The organism is Nonomuraea sp. B10E15 (assembly GCF_039871615.1).
Lineage (GTDB): Bacteria > Actinomycetota > Actinomycetes > Streptosporangiales > Streptosporangiaceae > Nonomuraea.
The window spans coordinates 638100-657161 of the sequence record NZ_JBDPMB010000002.1 but is presented as its reverse complement, the minus strand read 5'-3'; the positions used below and the strand labels follow the sequence as shown (position 1 = coordinate 657161).

General features: G+C 71.5%; 20 protein-coding genes. 11 read left to right on the top strand and 9 right to left on the bottom strand.

Features of this window, described 5'->3' with window-relative positions; genetic code table 11:
* The first annotated feature begins 35 nt into the window (after positions 1-35).
* Complete coding sequence (locus ABGB14_RS11970) at positions 36-2021, top strand: ABC transporter ATP-binding protein (RefSeq protein ID WP_347643671.1); 1986 nt, start codon at positions 36-38, stop codon at positions 2019-2021.
* A complete protein-coding gene (locus ABGB14_RS11965) occupies positions 2018-3802 on the top strand; it encodes an ABC transporter ATP-binding protein (protein ID WP_347643670.1) in 1785 nt (594 codons plus the stop codon). The genes ABGB14_RS11970 and ABGB14_RS11965 overlap by 4 nt, the downstream gene beginning before the upstream one ends.
* Positions 3803-3823: 21 nt before the next feature.
* Here ABGB14_RS11965 and ABGB14_RS11960 read toward each other — a convergent pair whose 3' ends face one another.
* On the bottom strand, positions 3824-4489 hold the full coding sequence (locus ABGB14_RS11960) for a TetR family transcriptional regulator (protein WP_347643669.1): 666 nt from the start codon (positions 4487-4489) through the stop codon (positions 3824-3826).
* A gap of 109 nt (positions 4490-4598) precedes the next feature.
* On the opposite strand from ABGB14_RS11960, the gene ABGB14_RS11955 reads away from it, so the two are divergent.
* The 7 genes from ABGB14_RS11955 to ABGB14_RS11925 are packed head-to-tail and all read left to right on the top strand — an operon-like array spanning position 4599 to position 11955.
* Positions 4599-6215: an ABC transporter substrate-binding protein gene (locus tag ABGB14_RS11955; protein ID WP_347643668.1), complete on the top strand. Its 1617-nt coding sequence runs from the start codon at positions 4599-4601 to the stop codon at positions 6213-6215.
* Complete coding sequence (locus ABGB14_RS11950; protein WP_347643667.1) at positions 6212-7150, top strand: ABC transporter permease; 939 nt, start codon at positions 6212-6214, stop codon at positions 7148-7150. Before ABGB14_RS11955 ends, ABGB14_RS11950 begins: the two co-directional genes overlap by 4 nt.
* Complete coding sequence (locus ABGB14_RS11945) at positions 7143-9026, top strand: dipeptide/oligopeptide/nickel ABC transporter permease/ATP-binding protein (RefSeq protein ID WP_347643666.1); 1884 nt, start codon at positions 7143-7145, stop codon at positions 9024-9026. Before ABGB14_RS11950 ends, ABGB14_RS11945 begins: the two co-directional genes overlap by 8 nt.
* Positions 9016-9999 (top strand): oligopeptide/dipeptide ABC transporter ATP-binding protein, encoded by a 984-nt coding sequence (locus ABGB14_RS11940; RefSeq protein ID WP_347643665.1) that lies wholly within the window; start codon positions 9016-9018, stop codon positions 9997-9999. The genes ABGB14_RS11945 and ABGB14_RS11940 overlap by 11 nt, the downstream gene beginning before the upstream one ends.
* Before the next feature lie 14 nt (positions 10000-10013).
* Positions 10014-11237 carry an acyl-CoA dehydrogenase family protein gene (locus ABGB14_RS11935; RefSeq protein WP_347643664.1) on the top strand — a complete coding sequence of 408 codons (1224 nt, stop codon included), beginning with the start codon at positions 10014-10016 and terminating at the stop codon, positions 11235-11237.
* 38 nt (positions 11238-11275) lie between these two features.
* Positions 11276-11560: a hypothetical protein gene (locus ABGB14_RS11930; RefSeq protein ID WP_347643663.1), complete on the top strand. Its 285-nt coding sequence runs from the start codon at positions 11276-11278 to the stop codon at positions 11558-11560.
* Positions 11542-11955, top strand: coding sequence for a DNA-binding protein (locus ABGB14_RS11925; RefSeq protein WP_347643662.1), 414 nt, complete (start codon positions 11542-11544; stop codon positions 11953-11955). The genes ABGB14_RS11930 and ABGB14_RS11925 overlap by 19 nt, the downstream gene beginning before the upstream one ends.
* Positions 11956-11974: 19 nt before the next feature.
* Here ABGB14_RS11925 and ABGB14_RS11920 read toward each other — a convergent pair whose 3' ends face one another.
* Positions 11975-12559, bottom strand: coding sequence for a DUF6879 family protein (locus tag ABGB14_RS11920; protein ID WP_347643661.1), 585 nt, complete (start codon positions 12557-12559; stop codon positions 11975-11977).
* Positions 12560-12654: 95 nt separating this feature from the next.
* Here ABGB14_RS11920 and ABGB14_RS11915 point away from each other — a divergent pair, with 95 nt between their 5' ends.
* Positions 12655-13101, top strand: coding sequence for a hypothetical protein (locus tag ABGB14_RS11915; RefSeq protein WP_347643660.1), 447 nt, complete (start codon positions 12655-12657; stop codon positions 13099-13101).
* Here ABGB14_RS11915 and ABGB14_RS11910 read toward each other — a convergent pair.
* The 6 genes from ABGB14_RS11910 to ABGB14_RS11885 form a co-directional block, all read right to left on the bottom strand.
* Positions 13043-13978, bottom strand: a complete 936-nt coding sequence (locus ABGB14_RS11910) for a hypothetical protein (protein ID WP_347643659.1) — start codon at positions 13976-13978, stop codon at positions 13043-13045. The two genes, ABGB14_RS11915 and ABGB14_RS11910, sit on opposite strands and share 59 nt — an antisense overlap.
* An 8-nt stretch (positions 13979-13986) precedes the next feature.
* The gene (locus tag ABGB14_RS11905; RefSeq protein WP_347643658.1) at positions 13987-14784 is read right to left on the bottom strand and encodes a polyphosphate polymerase domain-containing protein; all 798 of its coding nucleotides are present in this window, start codon (positions 14782-14784) and stop codon (positions 13987-13989) included.
* The gene (locus ABGB14_RS11900) at positions 14781-15326 is read right to left on the bottom strand and encodes a DUF4956 domain-containing protein (RefSeq protein WP_347643834.1); all 546 of its coding nucleotides are present in this window, start codon (positions 15324-15326) and stop codon (positions 14781-14783) included. The genes ABGB14_RS11905 and ABGB14_RS11900 overlap by 4 nt, the downstream gene beginning before the upstream one ends.
* Positions 15327-15414: 88 nt before the next feature.
* Positions 15415-16077, bottom strand: coding sequence for a response regulator transcription factor (locus ABGB14_RS11895; protein WP_347643657.1), 663 nt, complete (start codon positions 16075-16077; stop codon positions 15415-15417).
* Positions 16074-17471 (bottom strand): HAMP domain-containing sensor histidine kinase, encoded by a 1398-nt coding sequence (locus ABGB14_RS11890; RefSeq protein ID WP_347643656.1) that lies wholly within the window; start codon positions 17469-17471, stop codon positions 16074-16076. Before ABGB14_RS11890 ends, ABGB14_RS11895 begins: the two co-directional genes overlap by 4 nt.
* Positions 17472-17483: 12 nt before the next feature.
* Positions 17484-17840 (bottom strand): hypothetical protein, encoded by a 357-nt coding sequence (locus ABGB14_RS11885; RefSeq protein ID WP_347643655.1) that lies wholly within the window; start codon positions 17838-17840, stop codon positions 17484-17486.
* Positions 17841-17976: 136 nt separating this feature from the next.
* On the opposite strand from ABGB14_RS11885, the gene ABGB14_RS11880 reads away from it, so the two are divergent.
* Entirely contained in the window at positions 17977-18759 is a 783-nt protein-coding gene (locus ABGB14_RS11880) for an SDR family oxidoreductase (RefSeq protein WP_347643654.1), read from the top strand.
* Between the two features lie 110 nt (positions 18760-18869).
* Here ABGB14_RS11880 and ABGB14_RS11875 read toward each other — a convergent pair whose 3' ends face one another.
* Positions 18870-19046 (bottom strand): hypothetical protein, encoded by a 177-nt coding sequence (locus ABGB14_RS11875; protein ID WP_347643653.1) that lies wholly within the window; start codon positions 19044-19046, stop codon positions 18870-18872.
* Between the last annotated feature and the right edge of the window lie 16 nt (positions 19047-19062).

Sequence of the window (19062 nt, the reverse complement as noted above, 5' to 3'; positions counted from 1 at the left end):
ACCCCGACTGTCGACCTGGGGGACGGCGAGACACGGTGACCGACACGCAGCCGGCCTATCCAAGATTCTCCTGGCGCGATCTGAGCCTGGCCCGGATCCAGGACACCTTCGACGAACGAAGACGCCTGCTGGCGCTGTTACGTTTCAGCCGCCCACGTACGCTGGCCGCCCTGTGCGCGACGGTGGCCACCTCGGTCGCCGCGGCCCCCTTGACCGCCATCTTCGCCAGCCACGCGGTACATGCGATGACGGCGGCGTCTCCCGAGGCCGGCCTGCTACCGCTGGTGTGGCCGGTGGCGGGGTTCGCGGCCGCGATGCTGGCCAGGCAGGCCGCCGAGGTCCTCGCGTGGGCGCTGAAGGCGTCGGCGAGCAGGCGCATCGACGGTGTGGTGCGCTCCCGGGTACGGCGAATCGCCCTGCGCCCGGATCGCATCGCCCACCTGGAGGACCCGGAGTTCCACGACGTGGCCGTGCGCGCCGGCGACCAGGGCTTCACCTGGCGGATACGCTCTCCCGGTGCCGCTGCCGTGGGCCAACTGGAGATCACCGCGCGAACGATGTCGGCGGTGGCGATGGCGGCGGTGCTGGCCGCGTACTTCCCCGTGCTGGCGGTGGTGCTGCTGGCGCTGTCTGTGCTGATCCGGTCGATCACCCGGCGGCAGTGGATGCATCTGGAGGCGGTCAAGGACGCGGCGACCCCCGAGCGGCGCAAGGTCGACTTCTGGGCGGACCTGGCGGCAGGGTCCGACGCGGCCAAGGAGGTCCGGCTGTTCGGTCTGGCGGGGTGGGTGAGCGAGCGGCGTCTGGCGGCGCACCACGCGTGGGAGGCCGGCCACTGGCGAACCCGCCGGCGCGTGCTGCGCAGCCAGAAGGCCACGTTCCTGCTCGCGGCGCTGTGCGCTGGACTGGGCCTGCTGGTCCCCGGGCTCGCCGCGTGGGCCGGGGCGCTGAGCATCGCCGAGCTGTCGCAGTGCCTGGTGGCGGTCTGGGGGATCCTCGCGATCTCGGCGATGGGCGGGGAGTCGTACGACATCGACTACGGCAGGACCGCGGTGACGGCGCTGCGGAAGCTGGAGGACCTGACCGGCCCGGATCGGCACGCCCCTCGGGAAAGCGCTCCCCCTGACGGCCCCGCGCCCCTGGTGCGGTTCGAGGACGTGTCCTTCCGGTACCCGGGCGCCTCCGTGCCCGTGCTGCGAGGGCTGAGCCTGACCATCCGCCCCGGCGAGCGGCTGGCGATCGTCGGAGCCAGCGGGGAGGGCAAGACCACGCTGGTGAAGCTCCTGGCCGGCCTGTACGAGCCCACCGAGGGCCGCATCACCGCCGACGGCACAGACCTTCGCTCGCTGGATGCCACGGCGTGGCGGCGCGGGATGACGGCGCTGTTCCAGGACTTCGTCCACTACCCGCTCACCGCGCGCGACAACATCACGCTGGCCGCTCCTGAAGCCGCGCCGGCCGACGACGAAAGACTCCTGGAGCTGGTACGGGAGGGCGGCGCGCAGCCGGTGCTGGACCGGCTGGAATCGGGGCTCGACACCGAACTGTGGCGGACCGGCGCCGACGGCCGTGACCTGTCGGGCGGGCAGTGGCAGAAGCTCGCCGCGATCCGGGCACTCTACGCGGTGGAGCACGGGCGGCGCCTGGTGGTCCTGGACGAGCCCACCGCACACCTGGACGTCAAGGCCGAGGCCCGCTTCCACGAGCAGGTGATCGGCTCGGTCGGGGACGCCTCGGTCGTGCTGATCTCGCACCGGCTCTCCACCGTGCGTCCCGCCGACCGCATTGTCCTGCTGCGGGAGGGCCGGATCACCGAGGAGGGCTCCCACGACGACCTGATGCGGCTAGGCGGCGAGTACACCCGGCTCTTCCTGCTCCAGGCGTCAAGATTCCACAGGCCCACGGCCGGCGACGACAGGGCCACCGGCAACGGAGCCGCCGACAGCCGGGCCGACGGTGCCGGGGCCGTCGATTCCGAGCAGGGAGCCGTCGCTCGCGAGGGCGGCGAGGAGGCGCGATGACACTGCGGGACAGCGCCCGGATGGCGCGGCACACCCTGGCGCTGGGCCTGCGCGCGGACCGCCGCGTGAGCATCACGGTGGGCGTGCTCGTGCTGCTGCAGGCCGGGATGGCCGCCGGCATCGCCTACGCCCAGCGGCATCTGGTCGACGCGGCCGGCGCCCACCTGCTCGGCGGGCTGCTGGCCGCGGTCGCGCTGGGGATGACCGCCCACGCGCTGCAGCTCATCGGCTGGCGCTTCACCCACAACCTGCGCAATGATCTGCGCGACCGGATCCAGCTGGCGCTGGAGCAGGAGATCACCGAGGCAGCGGCGAAGATCTCGACCATCACCCACCTGGAGCGGGCGGACTTCCTCAACCGGATCGCCATGTTGCGCCGCGGCACGCTGGCGCTGTCGAAGACCGGGTGGGCGGCGGCGCACACGGCCTCCACCCTCGCCGGGATCGGGCTGAGCCTGTGGTTGCTCATCCAGGTGCATCCCGCGCTCGCGCTCCTGGCGGTGGCGGCCGTGCCGATCCTGCCTCTGGCCAACCGGGCCATGCGGATGCAGCGGCAGGCGCTCGACGCCACGGCCGAGTCGCTGCGCCGCGAGAGCAGGCTGCACGACCTCTGCCTGAACCCCGACCCCGCCAAGGAGGTCTGGATCTCCGGCAACGGCGCGGAGCTGGACCGGCACGCGCGCGCGTTGTGGGAGGAGGCGGCCGACCTGGAGGCCAGGGCTCGGCTGCGCGGGCTCGGTGGCGAGATCGGCGCCTGGGCGCTCTACTTCTCCATGCTGGCCGGCGCGCTGCTGGTCGTGGGGCTGCTCCTGGCCCGCGGCCAGGCCACTCCCGGCGACGCGGTGCTGATCATCTCGCTGGCCGGTCAGCTACGGCAGCAGCAGCAGAGCGCGGTCGAGTCCATCGCCCTGGTCGCCGACGGCGGCCGGGTGGCCGAGCACCATCACTGGCTCCTCACCTACGCCGCCGAACACGGCGTACATCCTGCGGGGACGGCCGTGCCGGCCCAGCTGACCGCCGGCATCGAGTTGCGCGACGTCTGCTTCACCTATCCGGGAACGGACACGATGGTGCTCGACCACGTGAACCTCACCATCCCCGCCGGCTGCACGCTGGGCCTGGTGGGCATCAACGGCGCGGGCAAGTCCACCTTGATCAAGCTGCTCATCGGGGTGTACCGGCCCACCTCGGGCACGATCCTGGTGGACGGCGTCGACCTGCGCGATTTCGATCCGTCCGGATGGGCGGCCGGGTGCACCGGCACGCTGCAGGACTTCCTCAAGCTGCAGACCCCAGTGGCCGACTCGGTCGGCGCCGGCGACCTGTCCAGGATCGACGACACCGCCCGGATCGGGCTGGCGCTGCGGCGAGCGGGCGCCGGCGGGATCGTGGAGAGCCTTCCCGACGGCCTGCGGACGCAGCTCGGACGGACCTTCGGCGGCGCCGAACTCTCCCACGGCCAGTGGCAGCGCGTCGCACTCGCCCGTGGCCTCATGCGTGAGACTCCGCTGCTGCGCGTCCTCGACGAACCCACGGCGGCGCTCGACCCGCAGGCGGAGCACGACCTCTTCGAGCTGTACGCCGAGCAGACCCGCGACTTCACCGAGCGGGGCGCGGTGACCGTTCTGGTCTCGCACCGGTTCTCGACCGTGCACATGACCGACCACATCGCGGTGTTGTCCCATGGGCAGGTGGTGGAGCAGGGCAGCCACGCCGAGTTGCTCACGGCGGGTGGCGACTACGCCGACCTCTATCTCACCCAGGCACTCGCCTACCGATGACCGCCCGCCGGGCTCTGAGCCCTAACAGGGCTCCGGAGGGCGCGGACCTTCGTCGCGGCCCGCGCCGGACCTGAGCAGGCGCAGCGCGCCCCGCGACAGGGCCACCAGGATGTCGGCCGCCTCGTCGAGGTCGGGGTAGCGGCCCTCCAGGTGGCCGATGGCCAGGGCGTTGGTGGCCGCGTTGATGCCGTCGGCGATCATCTCCAGCCGCCGCCTGTCGTGCTCGTCGTCGGCGGTGTAGCCGAGGGCGGCCAGGTCGGCGGCGTGGTGCTCGCGGTAGGCGGCGGCGGTCTCCGTGGCGAAGTCGCGCAGCGAGGACGACGGGTCGTGCCGGGCCCGCAGCTGGATGCGGAGCAGCTCGGGGTGACGGCAGATGGCCTCCAGGGGGATGCGGAAGGTGTCGCGGTGGGCTTCGAGGTCGCCGGGGGCTTCGCGGGCGGCGCGCCGGGCCTCGCGCATGGAGTTCCGCAGCCGCCGGCCGCCCTCCTCGGCGAGCACCAGCAGCAGGTCCTGCATGTCCTTGAAGTGCACGTAGAAGCTCGACTGCGCGATGCCGGCGGCCCTGGCGACCTTGACGGTGGTCAGCCCGGCCTCGCCCTCCTCGTCGAGGATCGCCAGCGCGGCCCTGACCAGCTTGCGCCGGGTCAGGTCTTTCGCCTCGCTCCTGCTGCGCGGTGTGCTCGTCATCGATGCTCCCTCCCCTCCCGTAACGATTCTCCCGTGGCTCTTGTACGGATTTTCACCGATAGTACTATCGGTGAAATTGCTCTCGGGGGCCTACCGGGAGGAGGCGCGGATGAAACGCTGGAGGACGCCGGCCACGTTGATGCTGGCAGCGGCGGTGATGCTGGCGTGCAGCGGGCAACGCCCCGTCGCCACCCCGCAGGCGGGCGCGTCCGGCCCCGCCCAGGGCGGGCGCCTGGTGTACGGGTTGAGCGCCGACGCCAACGGGTTCAACCCCGTCACCGACCAGTTCGCCGGGCAGAGCTACAGCATGGCCGGCACGATCATCGAGACCCTGACGGCCGTCGACGCCAACGGCGACTGGAAACCGAACCTGGCCGAATCGCTCACCCCCAACGAGGCACACGACGAGTGGACGATCAAGATCAGGGAGGGGATCTCGTTCTCCGACGGCCTCCCTCTGACCGGTGACGTCGTCAGGGCCAACCTGGAGGCGCAGAAGGCATCCCCGCTCAACGCCGCCGTGCTGGCGCCGGTCAAGGCGATCGAGCCGGCCGGCCCGATGACGGTCAAGGTCGTGCTCAAGCAGCCATGGGTGGCCTTCCCCTACTACCTGGACGCCCAGGTCGGCATGATCGTGCCGCCCGCCTCGCTCGAGGACCCCAAGGCGGCCAGCCTGAAACCGGTGGGCACGGGCCCGTTCCTGTTCAAGGAGTACGTGCCGGACAACCGCATGGTCGTCACGCGCAACCCGCGCTACTGGCGGCAGGGCCTGCCCTACCTCGACGAGATCGAGTTCCGCATCCTGCCCGACAGCCAGACCCGCGCCCAGACGCTCGACGCCGGCGGCATCGACGCCATGGGCACCTCACGCGACGAGGACCTCACCAAGTACGCCGCCCAGAAGGGCGCCTACACCGTCCAGCGGTCGGAGGGCATGGCCGTGGCCGAGTACATGTTCATGCTCAACACCACCGTGCCCCCGCTGGACGACCTGCGCGTCCGCAAGGCGCTCGCCCACGCCACGGACCGCGAGACCGTCATCTCGACCCTGCGCGGCGGAATGACCGAGCCGGCCGACGGCCCGTGGACGAAGGACTCCAAGTGGTACGCCGAGGGCGGCGGCTACCCCGCGTACGACCCGGCCAAGGCGGCGGCGCTGGTCAAGGAGGTGGAGGCCGAGAAGGGCCCCATCCGCTTCGAGATGATCTCCACGCCCGACCCGAACACCATGCAGGGCATCGAGCTGGCCCAGGACATGTGGCGCAAGGCCGGCATCGAGGTCACCATCAAGCAGGCGGACCAGGCCGACCTGATCAACCGCGCCGTCACCGGCAACTTCGCGGCCACCGTGTGGACCCAGTTCTCCTCCCCCGACCCCGACGGGGAGTACATCTGGATGCACCAGGCCTACTCCCAGCCCGTCGGCAAGGTGTCGCTCAATTTCTCCCGCTTCAAGGACAAGCAGCTCAGCGACGCCTTCGACGTCGGACGCACCGACCCGGACGAGGCCGCGCGCAAGAAGGCGTACGCGACCGTGCAGCGGCGGCTGCGCGAGCTGGTGCCGTACGTGTTCGTCGACCACCTGAACACCGGGGCCATCGTGGCGCGCACGAAGGTGCACGGCATCGGCGAGCACCGGCTGCCCGACGGCGAGCCGGGCCTGCCGCTGACCGGGTCGCCCATCCCCTACCACCCGTTCGCGCAGCTCTGGGTCGACGCGCAGTGATCGTCGTCCACCGGCTGGTCCGGCTCGCCGTCGTCCTGCTCGTCGTGACCTTCCTGTCGTACGCGCTGCTCGACCTGCTGCCCGGCGACCCGGTCACGCAGATCCTCGGCCTGTCGGCGACCGAGGAGGCCCGCGCGCAGGTCCGCCAGGACCTCGGGCTGGACCAGCCGCTGCTGGTGCGCTATCTCGGCTGGCTCGGCGGGCTCGTCACCGGCGACTTCGGCGAGTCGTACATCACCCGGATGCCCGTCGCGAGCGAGCTGGCCGAGCGGCTGCCCGTCACCCTGGAGCTGCTGGTCGCGGCGCAGGTCATCGCGCTGGGCCTGGCGATCCCCGTGGGCGTGGCCGCCGCCCGCCGCGCCGGCCGGGCTCTCGACCAGGTGCTCACCGCGCTCAGCTTCGCGCTGCTGTCGACCCCGGTCTTCGTGCTGGGCGTGCTGCTCATCCTGGTCTTCGCCGTCACCTGGCAGGTCGTGCCGGCGACCGGCTGGACCCCGATCTCGCTCGACCTGGGCTGGAACCTGACGTCGGTGATCCTGCCGGCGATCACGCTCGGGTGCGGGCAGCTCGCCGTCTACGCGCGGCTGCTGCGCACGGACCTGATCGCCACCCTCCAGGAGGACTACATCACGCTGGCCCGCGCGCGCGGCCTGTCGCCGCGCCGCATCCTGTGGCGGCACGCGCTGCGCCCGTCGGCCATCTCCCTGATCACCGCGGTCGGGCTCAACCTGGGCGCGCTCATCGGCGGCACAGTGATCATCGAGACCCTCTTCGGCCTGCCCGGCGTCGGGCGGCTCATCGTCGACTCCATCTTTTCCCGCGACTACCTGACGGTTCAGGGAGGCGTCGTGCTGATCTCGGTCGGCTACGTGGCGGTCAACTTCGCGGTGGACCTGGTGTACGCCGCCGTCGATCCCAGGATCCGGCATGCGTAGCCGGTTGGGGCGCGGGTTGGGGCGCCGGTTGGGGTGGGGGTTCTGGGCCGCCGCCGGCTGGATCGGGCTGGTGCTGCTGGCCGCCGTCCTGGCCGACGTGCTGCCGCTGGCCCGCTACGACGAGACGCTGGCCGGGCCGCCGCGCTCGGGTCCCGGCGCCGCGCACCCGTTCGGCACCGACGGCCTCGGCCGTGACGTGCTCAGCAGGGTCGTGCACGGCGCCCGCGTCTCGCTCGGCGTGGGCGTCGGGGCGGTGCTGCTGGGCCTCGGCATCGGCGCGCCGCTCGGCATCCTCGCCGGCTACCGCCGCCGCGCCACCGACGCGGTCATCATGGCGGTCAACGACGTGGCGCAGGCCTTCCCCGCGCTGGTGTTCGCGCTGGCCGTGGTGGCCTTCGCCGGGGCGAACCTGCGCAACGTGCTCATCGTGCTCGGCGTGCTCGGCGTGCCGTCCTGGGTCAGGCTCATCAGGGGCGCCACGCTGAGCTACGCCGAGCGCGAGTTCGTGCTGGCCGCCCGCGTGCTCGGCACCCGCGACCGGCGCATCCTGTGGCGGGAGATCGTGCCGAACGTGGCCGTGCCCGCGGCGTCGTACGCGTTCATCGGGATGGCCGTGGTCGTCGTCGCCGAGGGCAGCCTCGCCTTCCTCGGCCTGTCCGTCCAGGCGCCCACCCCCACCTGGGGCGGGCTGATCAACGAGGGCCGCACGCTGCTGGACAGCGCGCCGCACGTGGTGCTGGCGCCCTCGCTGGTGATGTTCCTGACCGTGCTCTCGTTCAACCTGGTGGGCGACCGGCTCAGGTCGCTGACGGACGTGCGGGAGAGCGGCCTGGAGCCGGTCCGCCAGGCCGCCCCCGCCCCTGCCGGGGAGCACGAGGTCCGAGCCGACTGCCTGCTGCAGGCCGAGGACCTGCGTACGCACTTCGTCACCCCGCGCGGCGTCGTCAAGGCCGTGGACGGCGTCTCCTTCACCCTGCGCCGCGGCCGGACGCTGGCCATCGTCGGCGAGTCGGGCTCCGGCAAGTCGATGTTGATCCGCTCGATCCTGGGCCTGCTGCCCGGCTCGTCCGTCAGGAGCGGCCACGTCTACCTGTCGGGCGACGACCTGACCGGCCACAGTCCCGCCCGGATGCGCTCGGTGCTGGGGCGGCGGCTCGGGACCGTGTTCCAGGACCCGATGACGGCGCTGAACCCCGTACGCACGATCGGCACCCAGGTGACCGAGCCGCTGCGGGTGCATCTCGGCATGAACCGCCGGCAGGCCCGCGCCGACGCCGCGCGGCTGCTGGCCTCCGTCGGCATCCCCGACCCCGAGCGCACGCTGCGCCGCTACCCGCACCAGCTGTCCGGCGGGATGCGGCAGCGGGTGACGATCGCGATGGCGCTGTCGTGCGGGCCGGACGTGCTGTTCGCCGACGAGCCGACGACCGCGCTCGACGTCACCATCCAGGACCAGGTGCTGCGGCTGCTGCACCGGCTGCGCGAGGAGCGGGACATGGCGGTGGTGCTGGTCAGCCACGACCTGTCGGTGGTGGCCCGGTGGGCGGACGAAGTGATCGTGATGTACGCGGGCAAGGTCGTGGAGCGGGGCCCGGCGGCGGAGGTGTTCGCCCGGCCCCGGATGCCGTACACGGAGGCGCTGCTGCAGGCCGCGCCCAAGCTGACGGACCCGGTGCACCACCGGCTGCGCGTCATCCCCGGCCGGCCGCCCGACCTGGTGGACCTGCCGCGCGGGTGCGCCTTCCAGCCGCGCTGCCCGTACGCGCGGGACCGCTGCGCGAAGGAGGCGCCGCCGCTGACCGGCTCCTACGCCTGCTGGTACCCGCGCGAGCACGCGCAGGCTCTGAAGGAAGGGGCGGACAGCGGTGGCCGGTAGCGGAAACGCGCACCTGCGTCCCCGTGACGAGGTGCTGCTGCGGGTGGAGGATCTGGTCGTGGAGTTCCCCGCCGGGCGCGGCCGTACGGTGCGGGCGGTCTCCGGCGTGAGCTTCGACCTGGCGCGGGGCGAGACGCTCGGGATCGTCGGCGAGTCCGGCTGCGGCAAGTCGAGCGCCGCCAGGGCGCTGGTCCAGCTCCCGCCGCCGCGGTCCGGGTCCGTCCGGCTCGACGGGCAGGAGCTGACCGCGCTGCGCGGCGAGGCGCTGCGCAGGACCCGCCGCCGCCTCCAGATGATCTTCCAGGATCCCGTCTCGTCCCTGAACCCGCGCCGCCGCGTCCGCGAGATCGTCGGGGAGGGACCCCGCGTGTGGGGCCTGCCCGGCGACCGGGTGGACGAGGTCCTGGAGGCGGTCGGCCTCGATCCGCGGGCGGCGGCGGTACGCAGGCCGCACGAGTTCTCCGGCGGCCAGTGCCAGCGCATCTCCATCGCCAGGGCGCTCATCCTCGATCCCGAGGTGATGATCTGCGACGAGCCCGTGTCGGCGCTGGACGTCTCGGTGCAGGCGCAGATCCTCGGCCTGCTGGAGGACCTCAAGGACCGCTACCGGCTCACGCTCGTGTTCATCGCCCACGACCTGGCCGTGGTGAAGAACGTCAGCGACCGCATCATGGTGATGTACCTGGGCAAGGTGTGCGAGCTCGCGCCGAGCGCCGAGCTGATCTCCCGGCCCGCCCATCCGTACACGAGAGCCCTCATCGCCTCCATCCCGGGCGGCGGCCTGGACCTCCCGCCGGCAGACACCCTGATCAGCGGCGAACCGCCGTCGCCCGTCGACCCGCCGAGCGGGTGCCGGTTCCGTACGCGATGCCCGCGCGCGTCCGCCAGGTGCGCCGAGGAGGAGCCCCGGATCCGGCGGGTCGGTGCCGATCACTGGCTCGCCTGCCACCACCCGACCGGCTCACCTGACTGACCACGAGGAGCAGCATGGCCATCGACTTCACCCTCGCCCCCGAGCACGAGGAGATCCGCAAGCGGGTCCGCGCCTTCATCCAGGGCACCGTCGCGCCCGCCATGGAGGAGCTGGAGGAGGGCGACCGCGACGCCTACCTCCGCACGATCTTCCACCTGCGCTCCCTGGCCAAGGCCGAGGGGCTGTGGCTGCCGCACATGCCGAAGGAGTGGGGCGGCATGGGCCTCGGCCACGTCGAGCTGGCCATGGTGCAGTCGGAGGCGGCCAAGACCCGCATCGGCCCGTGGGTGCTCAACTGCCAGGCCCCCGACGAGGGCAACATGCACACGCTGCTGCACTGGGCGAACGACGAGCAGAAGGAGAAGTACCTCCGGCCCCTCCTGGAGGGCACCAAGATGTCGTGCTTCGCCATGACGGAGCCGGAGGTCGCGGGCTCCGACCCCACCCTGATCCGGACGACCGCCGTACGCGACGGCGACGAGTGGGTGATCAACGGCCACAAATGGTTCATCTCCAACGCCCGCCGGGCCAACTTCGCCATCCTCATCGCGAGGACCGAGCAGGACGTGCCCGAGGGCTCGCGGGGCGCCAACACCGCCTTCCTCGTCGACCTGCCCGATCCCGGCTGGAACGACGTGCGCGAGGTCGAGACGATGCACGGCTCGACCGGCCACAGCGAGATCGTCATCGAGGACCTGCGGCTGCCCGGCAGCCAGATCCTCGGCGGCCGGGGCAACGGCCACCGCCTCGGCCAGTACCGCCTGGGCCCGGCCAGGCTCGCCCACTGCATGCGCTGGATCTCGCAGGCGGAGACGGCCCTCGACATGATGGTCGGCCGCGCGCTCACCCGCTACAGCCACGGCTCCCTGCTGGCCGAGAAGCAGGGCGTCCAGTGGCTCATCGCCGACTCGGCCATGGAGCTCTACCAGTGCAAGCTCATGGTGCTGCACGCCGCCTCGAAGATCGACAAGGGCGAGGACTTCCGCACGGAGGTCTCGATGGCCAAGCACTTCGTCGCGAACAGCCTCAACCGCATCATCGACCGGGCCATCCAGGTGCACGGGGCCCTCGGCTACTCGACGGACACGCCGCTGGCGCACATGTTCCAGCACGCCCGCTGGGCCCGCTTCGCCGACGGCGCCGACGAGATCCACCAGATGCGCATCGCCGAACGCACCATCGCCGCCTACCAGGCCACCGGCTCCACCGCCTCCGCCACCGGCGACCTGCCCCTCTGACGCCGACAGTCTTCCTACTCATTTGATAATCTGGTTCCATGAAGGAAGACTCGTACGCCATCGGCGAAGGCCCTGCGACCAGGGTCAGCCTTTCCCTGCCGGAAGGCACGGCGGCGGCCATAAGCGAGAGGGTCGGCAAGCGCGAGTTCTCGGCCTACGTCGCGGCCGCGGTCGAGCGCGAGCTGCGAGGCCAGATCCTGGACGAATACCTCGCCGACTACGAGCGGCGCAAGGGCGCGATATCAGCGCAGGAGCAGGACAAAGCGCGCCAGATCTTCGACGAAGTGTTCGCCGACGAGGCCCAGTGGCCCGCCGCAAGCTGAGCCATGAGGGGACCCTCGTCCTGGATTGCGAAGGTCTCTCCAGACTGTTCGACGACCACGAGCCCACGGCCGCGCGGGTGGCCGAGGCTCGTCGCCGGGGCATGGAGGTCCTGATCAATGCCCTGACCATCGTGGAAGCCACACATCGCCACACCGACCAGACCCGGCTGGCCTGGCTCCTGTCCGGTCTGCGCATCTCACCGGTCAGCGACAAGGAGGCCAGAGCGGCGTCCGCTCTCCTGCTCGGCGCAGGGCTGCACGGGCACAAATACGCGATCGACGCTGCGGTCGCCGAGATGGCCATACGACAACAACGGCCTGTCGTCATGCTGACCTCAGATGTGGACGACATGAAGAAGCTCTGCGGAAATCGGGTACGACTCGTCGGGATATGAGTCGGGCAGCCTCGCTGCTTCAGATGGCCACCTGGGGAGCGGGCAGTGGGACGATCTCGCGCTCGTAGAAGGCCCTGAAGTCCTCCCCCGCGGCGAACAGCTTGTCCAGCTCGCCCCTGCAGGCCGCGATCACCTCCGGGTCGTCGATCCGCCGGGCGCCGCTGTGGGTGCCCAGGGCGTCGTACGTCACCTCGTACATCACCGAGGTCCCCAGCACCACCAGTTCGGGCAGCCGCCGGCCGACCTCGAGATCGGCCACCTGCTGAGCATCGAGCACCCGCACCTGCTCGCCCGCCCTGCCCCGCAGTGCCAGGACGTGCATCTCCCACCGCAGGTAGGGCGTGATGGGCGGCTCGACGACCCGCAGCCGCCTGCGCGCGAACCCCCCGGCCCCAGCCTGCCCGTCGTCGATCAGCTTGAGCGACCGGTCCCAGTCGTCCGCCATCAGCGCGGCCCAGCCCGGCTCCTCGGCCGCGCGAAAACTCTGGGCGCGCTCGAGCTTCCACAACACGTCGTCGGTCCGACGGTAACTCGGCCAGAAGTCGTCGAGGTAGTCATCGGCGCTCAACAGGACGGCCGGTATCTCGTGGATGCGCTCAAGCATGAAGACTGTCCCTCGTGGCCGGCCGTCGCTGCAGGTCGTTACGGTGCCTATCACCGGCCAGGCCCCGGATAAACGGATGCGGCTAGCCTGGTGCGGTGCGTACGTGCTCGGACGAGACGCGGCTGATCGTGCTGCGCGGCAACTCCGGCTCGGGCAAGACGACGGTCGCGCGGGCCGTCCGCGACGCCCTCGGCCACGGCCACCACGTCGTCCTGGAGGGCATCCTCACCGCAGCCCGCTATGGCGACATGCTGACCGCGCTGCGCCGCGACCATCCGGGCCGCAGCCACTTCTTCTATCTCGACGTCTCCTTCGAGGAGACCCTGCGCCGCCACGCCACCCGCCCCCAGAGCAGGGAGTTCGGGGCCGACATGATGCGCGGCTGGTACGTCGAACGCGACCTGCTCCCCGGCGCCGGCGAGATCGTCATCGACCAGGCCAGCTCGCTGGAGGAAACGGTCAGGCGCATCGTGTCGCGGACGTTCACCACGGCACCGTCTTCGCCTCCCGCAGATCCGCCAGGGTGGTCCGCCCGTTCCTGACGTGGACAGTGATCAGCTCCAGCGCCTCGTCAACGGTCACGTGCCGCCCGTGGGAGCACCGCGCCTGGGGATCGGGCGACTCGGCCCACAGCCGCATCCCCGGCTCCCACGCGAGCTGCAGGGTGGGCCCCGACCGCCCGCGGTAGCAGACGAAGTTGCCGTCGTGCGGGGTCAGCCAGAGCAGCAGGTCGCGGCATTCCTGCGCCGACATGGTCAGGGGCTCGTCGCGCCAGATCGAGGTGTAGTCGCAGAAGGTGACCGGCACGGTGGGCTGGGCGGGTGCCCGCTCCGCCCCCGGGTGGCCGGCCAGTGGCCCGAAGCGCCGCCGCTGCCAGTCGAGCGGCACGTGGACGCGCTGCCGGACGTCGCCGTCCCATTCGGGCTCCAGCCCGCGGCGCCGGCAGGCGGCCACGATCTCCGCGCCGATCTCGGCGGCGTCACCGTCGCCGGTGGCCCCGTAGGCGAGCATGACGCCGCCGCCCCCGGCCGCCGCCTGGGCGTCCTGGCGGTGGTAGAAGGTGTAGCCGCGCATGCCGGGGAGCTCGGCGAGCTCGCCGCCGAGCTCCGTGCGCCCGCAGTTGAGGCAGTCGGTGTAGCTCTCGCGCGGCAGGATGCCGGCCAGCGCGAGGTCGATCATGGCCATGCTGAGCCGGTCGCACGCGGTGACCTCCGGCCAGGTGTCCTGCGCCGCGAGGTGCCCGGCGAACTCGCGCCCTGCGATCTCCTCGGCCGCGCGCACGAAGAGGTCGTGGTCGTCCGTTTCCTGCTCCCACACGTCCAGGGCGCCACGGATCACCTGCTCGAACGTGCTGCGCCCGATTGCCACCTCTGTGCGGATATGGGCGGTGAGCACCTTTCGCATCAACTCGTCGTCCATGGCGATCACTATGCCACCTGGCGGAGACAGGAAAGATCCTCCTGGGGCGCGAGATAGCGCCGCACCACCGGACGCCAGCGGTTGCCGCCCGGCAGGTCCCGCAGCGCCGCCATCCCGATGCAGTATTTGCTCACGCTCACCGGCCGCACCCCCATCCCGCGTAACACCCTGTCGACCAGCGCCCTGCCGTCAGCCGACTTCGACTCCAGCAGCACCAGGTCGCGCCGGGCGGGCACGTGCCGGCGCCCGTCGTGGCAGAGCAGGCCCGTGTCGCAGGTGAGCCGGGCCGCGCCCGCCCGGTCGATGAGCGTCACCCGCCGGTAGTCGGTGGACAACACCGGTGCGAGCCCGGCGGGCGGGGCGAGGCGCAGCTCCCCGACCAGCGTGTTGTGCACGAAGTCGCGCGCCTCCCGGGTGAGGACGTGCGCGGGCACGCCGTCGTACGGGATGCGGTGCTTGTCGGTGCTGCCGCGCGCTCCGCTGAGCTTGAGCTCCAGCCACCGCCCGCCGCCGTCCAGGTAGGTACGGGTACGGAGCTTGAACCTGCGCCGCCTCCCCTGGCGGTGCTGGCGGAAGGTGAGCAGGTCGGGGGTGTCGAAGTAGGTGGAGGTGTAGCGGAACTGCCGTCGCCCGCCGATCCGCAGCACGGAGAACCGGTCCCCCAGCTCCCCCGCCAGCCGGGCCATGGTCGCGCCCGTCACGAGATACTTGTTGTCGACCCGGCTCATCAGCTCGGGCACGTCGGCCAGCCCGACCGGCCTGGCGGCCGCGGCCACCCCGGCGAGCAGCACGTCCGCGTCCGTCATCGCGGCACCCCCGTCGCCTTGGGCGCCGTGACCGCGTACCGCACGTCGACCACGGTCACGTCACGCACGTAGTCGACCTGGGTGACCACGTGGTGCAGCACCCGCGCGCGCAGCCGGCTCTCCAGGTCGGCGCGGAGCAGGTCGGGGTCGGCGTGGACGACGTCCAGCGTCACGACCTGCTGCCGGGTGCGGCCGAGCAGCCGCGGATGGTCGGCGACGTACATGATCGCCAGCAGCACGCCGTTGAGCAGCAGCGCGGTCAGCGGCCACGCCCCGGCCAGGCCGTTGACCAGCCCCAGCACGATCGCGATGAAGTAGTAGGCGATCTCCTGCTGGGTGATCTCGCTGGACCGCAGCCGGATGATCGACAACACCCCGAACAGCCCGAACCCGACCGCGATGTCGACCCGCTGGACGAGCAGCAGCGACACCACGGCGAAAATGCCCACATTGAGCGCGACGTAGGCGAACAGCAGGTCGCGCCGGTGGTGCCGCCGATAGTAGAGCCCGTACGCCAGCGCGACGATCGCCGCGAGGTCCATCACCAGCCCGGTTGCCACGTTTTCTCCCTCTGTAGTGCCGTTGATGAACAGCCTCTACGTACGGGGTGAAGCAACCGTGAGGTGATGATTAGGCCACTCTCATCCGGTAGCCGGTGCCGCGGACGGTCTCGATGCGCTCGGCGCCGATCTTGCGTCGCAGATAGCGTACGTACACGTCCACGACGTTGGAGCCCGGGTCGAAGTCGAAGCCCCACACGTGGCTGAGCAGCTGCTCGCGGGTCAGCACCTGGTCGGGATGGCGACAGAAGATCTCCGCCAGCGCGAACTCCCTGGCCGACAGGTCGACCGCGTGCTCCCCCACGTACGCCCGCCGCGTGCGCAGGTCGAGCGACAGGTCCGAGACCCGCAACACGGTCACCTCGGGCGTGCGCTCCGCGCGCAGCCGCAGCCGCACCCTGGCCAGGAGCTCCTCGAAGGCGAAGGGTTTGGCGATGTAGTCGTCGGCGCCGCCCTCCAGTCCCGCCACGGTGTCGCTCACGCTGTCGCGAGCGGTCAGGATGATCACGGGCATGGTGACCCGCGACTCGCGCAGCCGCCGCAACACCGTGAACCCGTCGCTCAGCGGCAGCCCGATGTCGAGGATGAGCAGGTCGAACCCGCCCGCGCAGGCCAGGTCGTACGCGGCGACCCCGTCGCCGACCACGGCGGTCACGAAGCCGTTGGCCCGCAGCCCCTTCTCCACGAAGGAGGCGATCCTGGACTCGTCCTCGGCGATCAGAATGCGGTTCACCACTGCCTCCACACCTGCCGCAGCGGCAGGGTCATGACAAAACGGGCTCCTCCGCCCGGAGCCTCGGTCACTTTCACGTCGCCCCCATGGGCCTCGGCGATGGATTGCACGATGGCCAGCCCCAGGCCGGCCCCGTCGTGGGCGCCGGTGCGGCCCGTGCCGCGCACGAACCGCCCGAAGATGCGTTCGCGCTCGGCGGGCGGCACGCCGGGGCCGCTGTCGCGTACCCACAGCTCCACCTGCCGGTCGCGGACGGCGGAGCCGACGGCGATCAGGTCGCCGTCGGTGGTGTGGCGCACGGCGTTGGCCGCCAGCTGCATGAGCGCCTGCGTGAGCCGCTGCCGGTCGGCCGGGAGCCGCGCCTCGGCCACCTCGTCGACCCGCCACCGGCGTTCGCCGAGCGCGCGGGCCTTGGCGACCACGCTGACCGTCAGGTCGGCCAGCTCGACGTCGTCGACCGTGAGGAATCCCGGCTGCTCGGCCTTGGCGAGGGTGAGCAGGTCGTCGACGATGCGGTGCATGCGGTCGAGCTCGTCGGTGACCAGGGCGATGGTCTCGGCGCGGTCGGCGGGGTCGTCGCCCATGAGCTCCAGGTGGCCGCGGATGACGGTGATCGGGGTGCGCAGCTCGTGGCCGGCGTCGTCCAGGAAGCGCCGCTGCCCGACGAACGCGCGCTCCAGCCGGTCGAGCATGTGGTTGAACGTCGCGGCCAGCGCGGCCACGTCGTCGTTTCCGGGCACGTCGAGCCGGCGCGTGAGGTCGGTGGAGTCGCTGATCTGCTCCGCGGTCTGCCTGACCAGCCGGACCGGGGCGAGCACGCGCCCGGCCACGAGCCAGCCGGCGCCGCCCGACAGCGCCATCGCGGCCAGCGCGGACAGCCCGAGCGTGCTCACCGCCTCGACGATCTCGTCGCGGTGCCGCTCGTAGAAGATCGCCACGACGAAGTGGCCCCGGCGGGGGTCGCCCTGCACCCGCACCGGGATCACGGCGTACTTGACCGGGCCCTGCTCGCTCTCGACCGTGCCGCGCTCGGCCTCGGTGGCCTCGGCCATGTCGGCGACCAGTTCGGCGTCGGTGTCGATGCGTACGGGCGGCGGGATGGCGGTGACCTTGTGCGCCTCGCCGTCGACGATGCTGAAGAAGGTCTCCCACCGGTCGGGGGTGTTGACCGACAGGTATCCGTCGAGCAGGTCTTCGAGCGCGGTGAACGAGTGGCCGGTCTTCGGGTGGACGTAGGCGCGCAGCTTGTCCACCTCGTTGCTGATCTCGAGGTTGATCCGGCTGTCGAGCCGGGCGAGCAGGACGGACCAGGTCGCGAAGATCGACACTGACAGGGCGAGACCGACGACGGCGAGCATCCAGCCCACGATCCGGGCACGGGCGCTCACCCGCATGCGACCTCCCCGTCAGTCGTCGTCGTCATCGTCGTCGTCACCATCATCGTCGTCGTCGCCACCGCCCGGTCTCGGCGAGGGTGGCCTGACCGGCTCCGCCTTCGTCCTGCGCGGTGTGGGGCCGACGCTGTGGCGGGGACCGGGGCTCGTGGACGGCGAGCCGGAGACGGCGGGCTCGGAGGTCTGCTGGCCGCTCGGGCTGGGATCGGACGTCCGGGGATCGTACGTGCTGTGCCCGTCCGGTGAGGGCGTCACCACGACGGGCCCGCCCAGATCGGGCTCCTCGGCCGCCTGCACCAGCCCCACCGACATGAATCCCGCCACGGCCGCCGCCAGGACGAGGAGGATCACGGTTCCCCGCTGCTTCATGGGGTCGAGCCTGACGCCCTTCGAGGAGACCACGCTGAGGTGCAGATGAGAGAACTCTCATCTGGGGGCAGCGCCGACGCAGTAGAATGTTGTTCTGTTACCGGTCGATCGTCTCAGGCTTTCAGGAGGAGCACGGATGCGCGCAGAGGGCAAGGTCGTCGTCGTCACGGGCGCGGCCGGCGGGATCGGCAGGGCGATGGCCCGCAGGTTCGCCGCTGAGGGGGCGGCGGGCGTGGTGGTCGCCGACCTCGACGCCGCCGGAGCGAGCGCGGTGGCCAAGGAGATCGGCGACCGGGCCGCCGCCGTACGCGTGGACGTGTCGTCCGAGCAGGAGGTCGCCGCGCTCGTCGACACCCCGTTCGGCCCCGTCGACCTGTTCTGCTCCAACGCCGGCGTCATCGACGGCCACGGCCTGGACGCCTCCGACCAGGACTGGAACCGCCTCTACGCGGTCAACGTGCTGGCCCACGTCTACGCCGCCCGCGCCGCCGTGCCCTCCATGATCGCCCGCGGCGGGGGCTACCTGCTCAACACCTGCTCGGCGGCCGGGCTGATCAGCTGCCCCGGCGACGCACCATATGCGGTGACGAAGGCGGCGGCGATCGCGTTCGCCGAATGGCTGGCCATCCACTACGCCACCCAGGGCATCGGGGTCAGCGTGTTGTGCCCGCAAGGAGTGCGTACGGCGATGCTGGAGCAGGGCCTGGCGGACGACCACCTGACCGCCCGGGCCGTCAGCGCCTCCGCGCCCGTTCTTGACGCGGAGGACGTGGCAGGAGCGGTGATCGAGGGCCTGGCGGCGGAACGGTTCCACATATTTCCTCATCCGGAAGTGGCCGAGTACGTCCGCCGCAAGGCCGACGACCCCGATCGGTGGCTCACCGGGATGTCCCGCTTCGTCGACTCACTCACGACCTGAAGCGACCGCCCGCCCTCGGACCGCACCGCGCTCGCCGGCCCCCGGATCGGCGGCGCGGCGACGGCCTCCGTGGCACGGCCCGCGACAGGCCCCCTCGCTAGACCGGCTCGCTAGACCGGGCAGCTGGGGCCGAGCCGCTGCCAGGGCGAGCAGTTGTCGGCGGAGGACGAGCAGCACAACCTCCTGTGCCAGCCGTTCGTGAAGCACTTGTACTGGTACGCGCACACGGCCGCCGCCTTCTCCTCCGGAAGTACCAGCTCCAGAGCCCTGTCGATGATCACTCTCACGTCCTGCCTCCTCGTA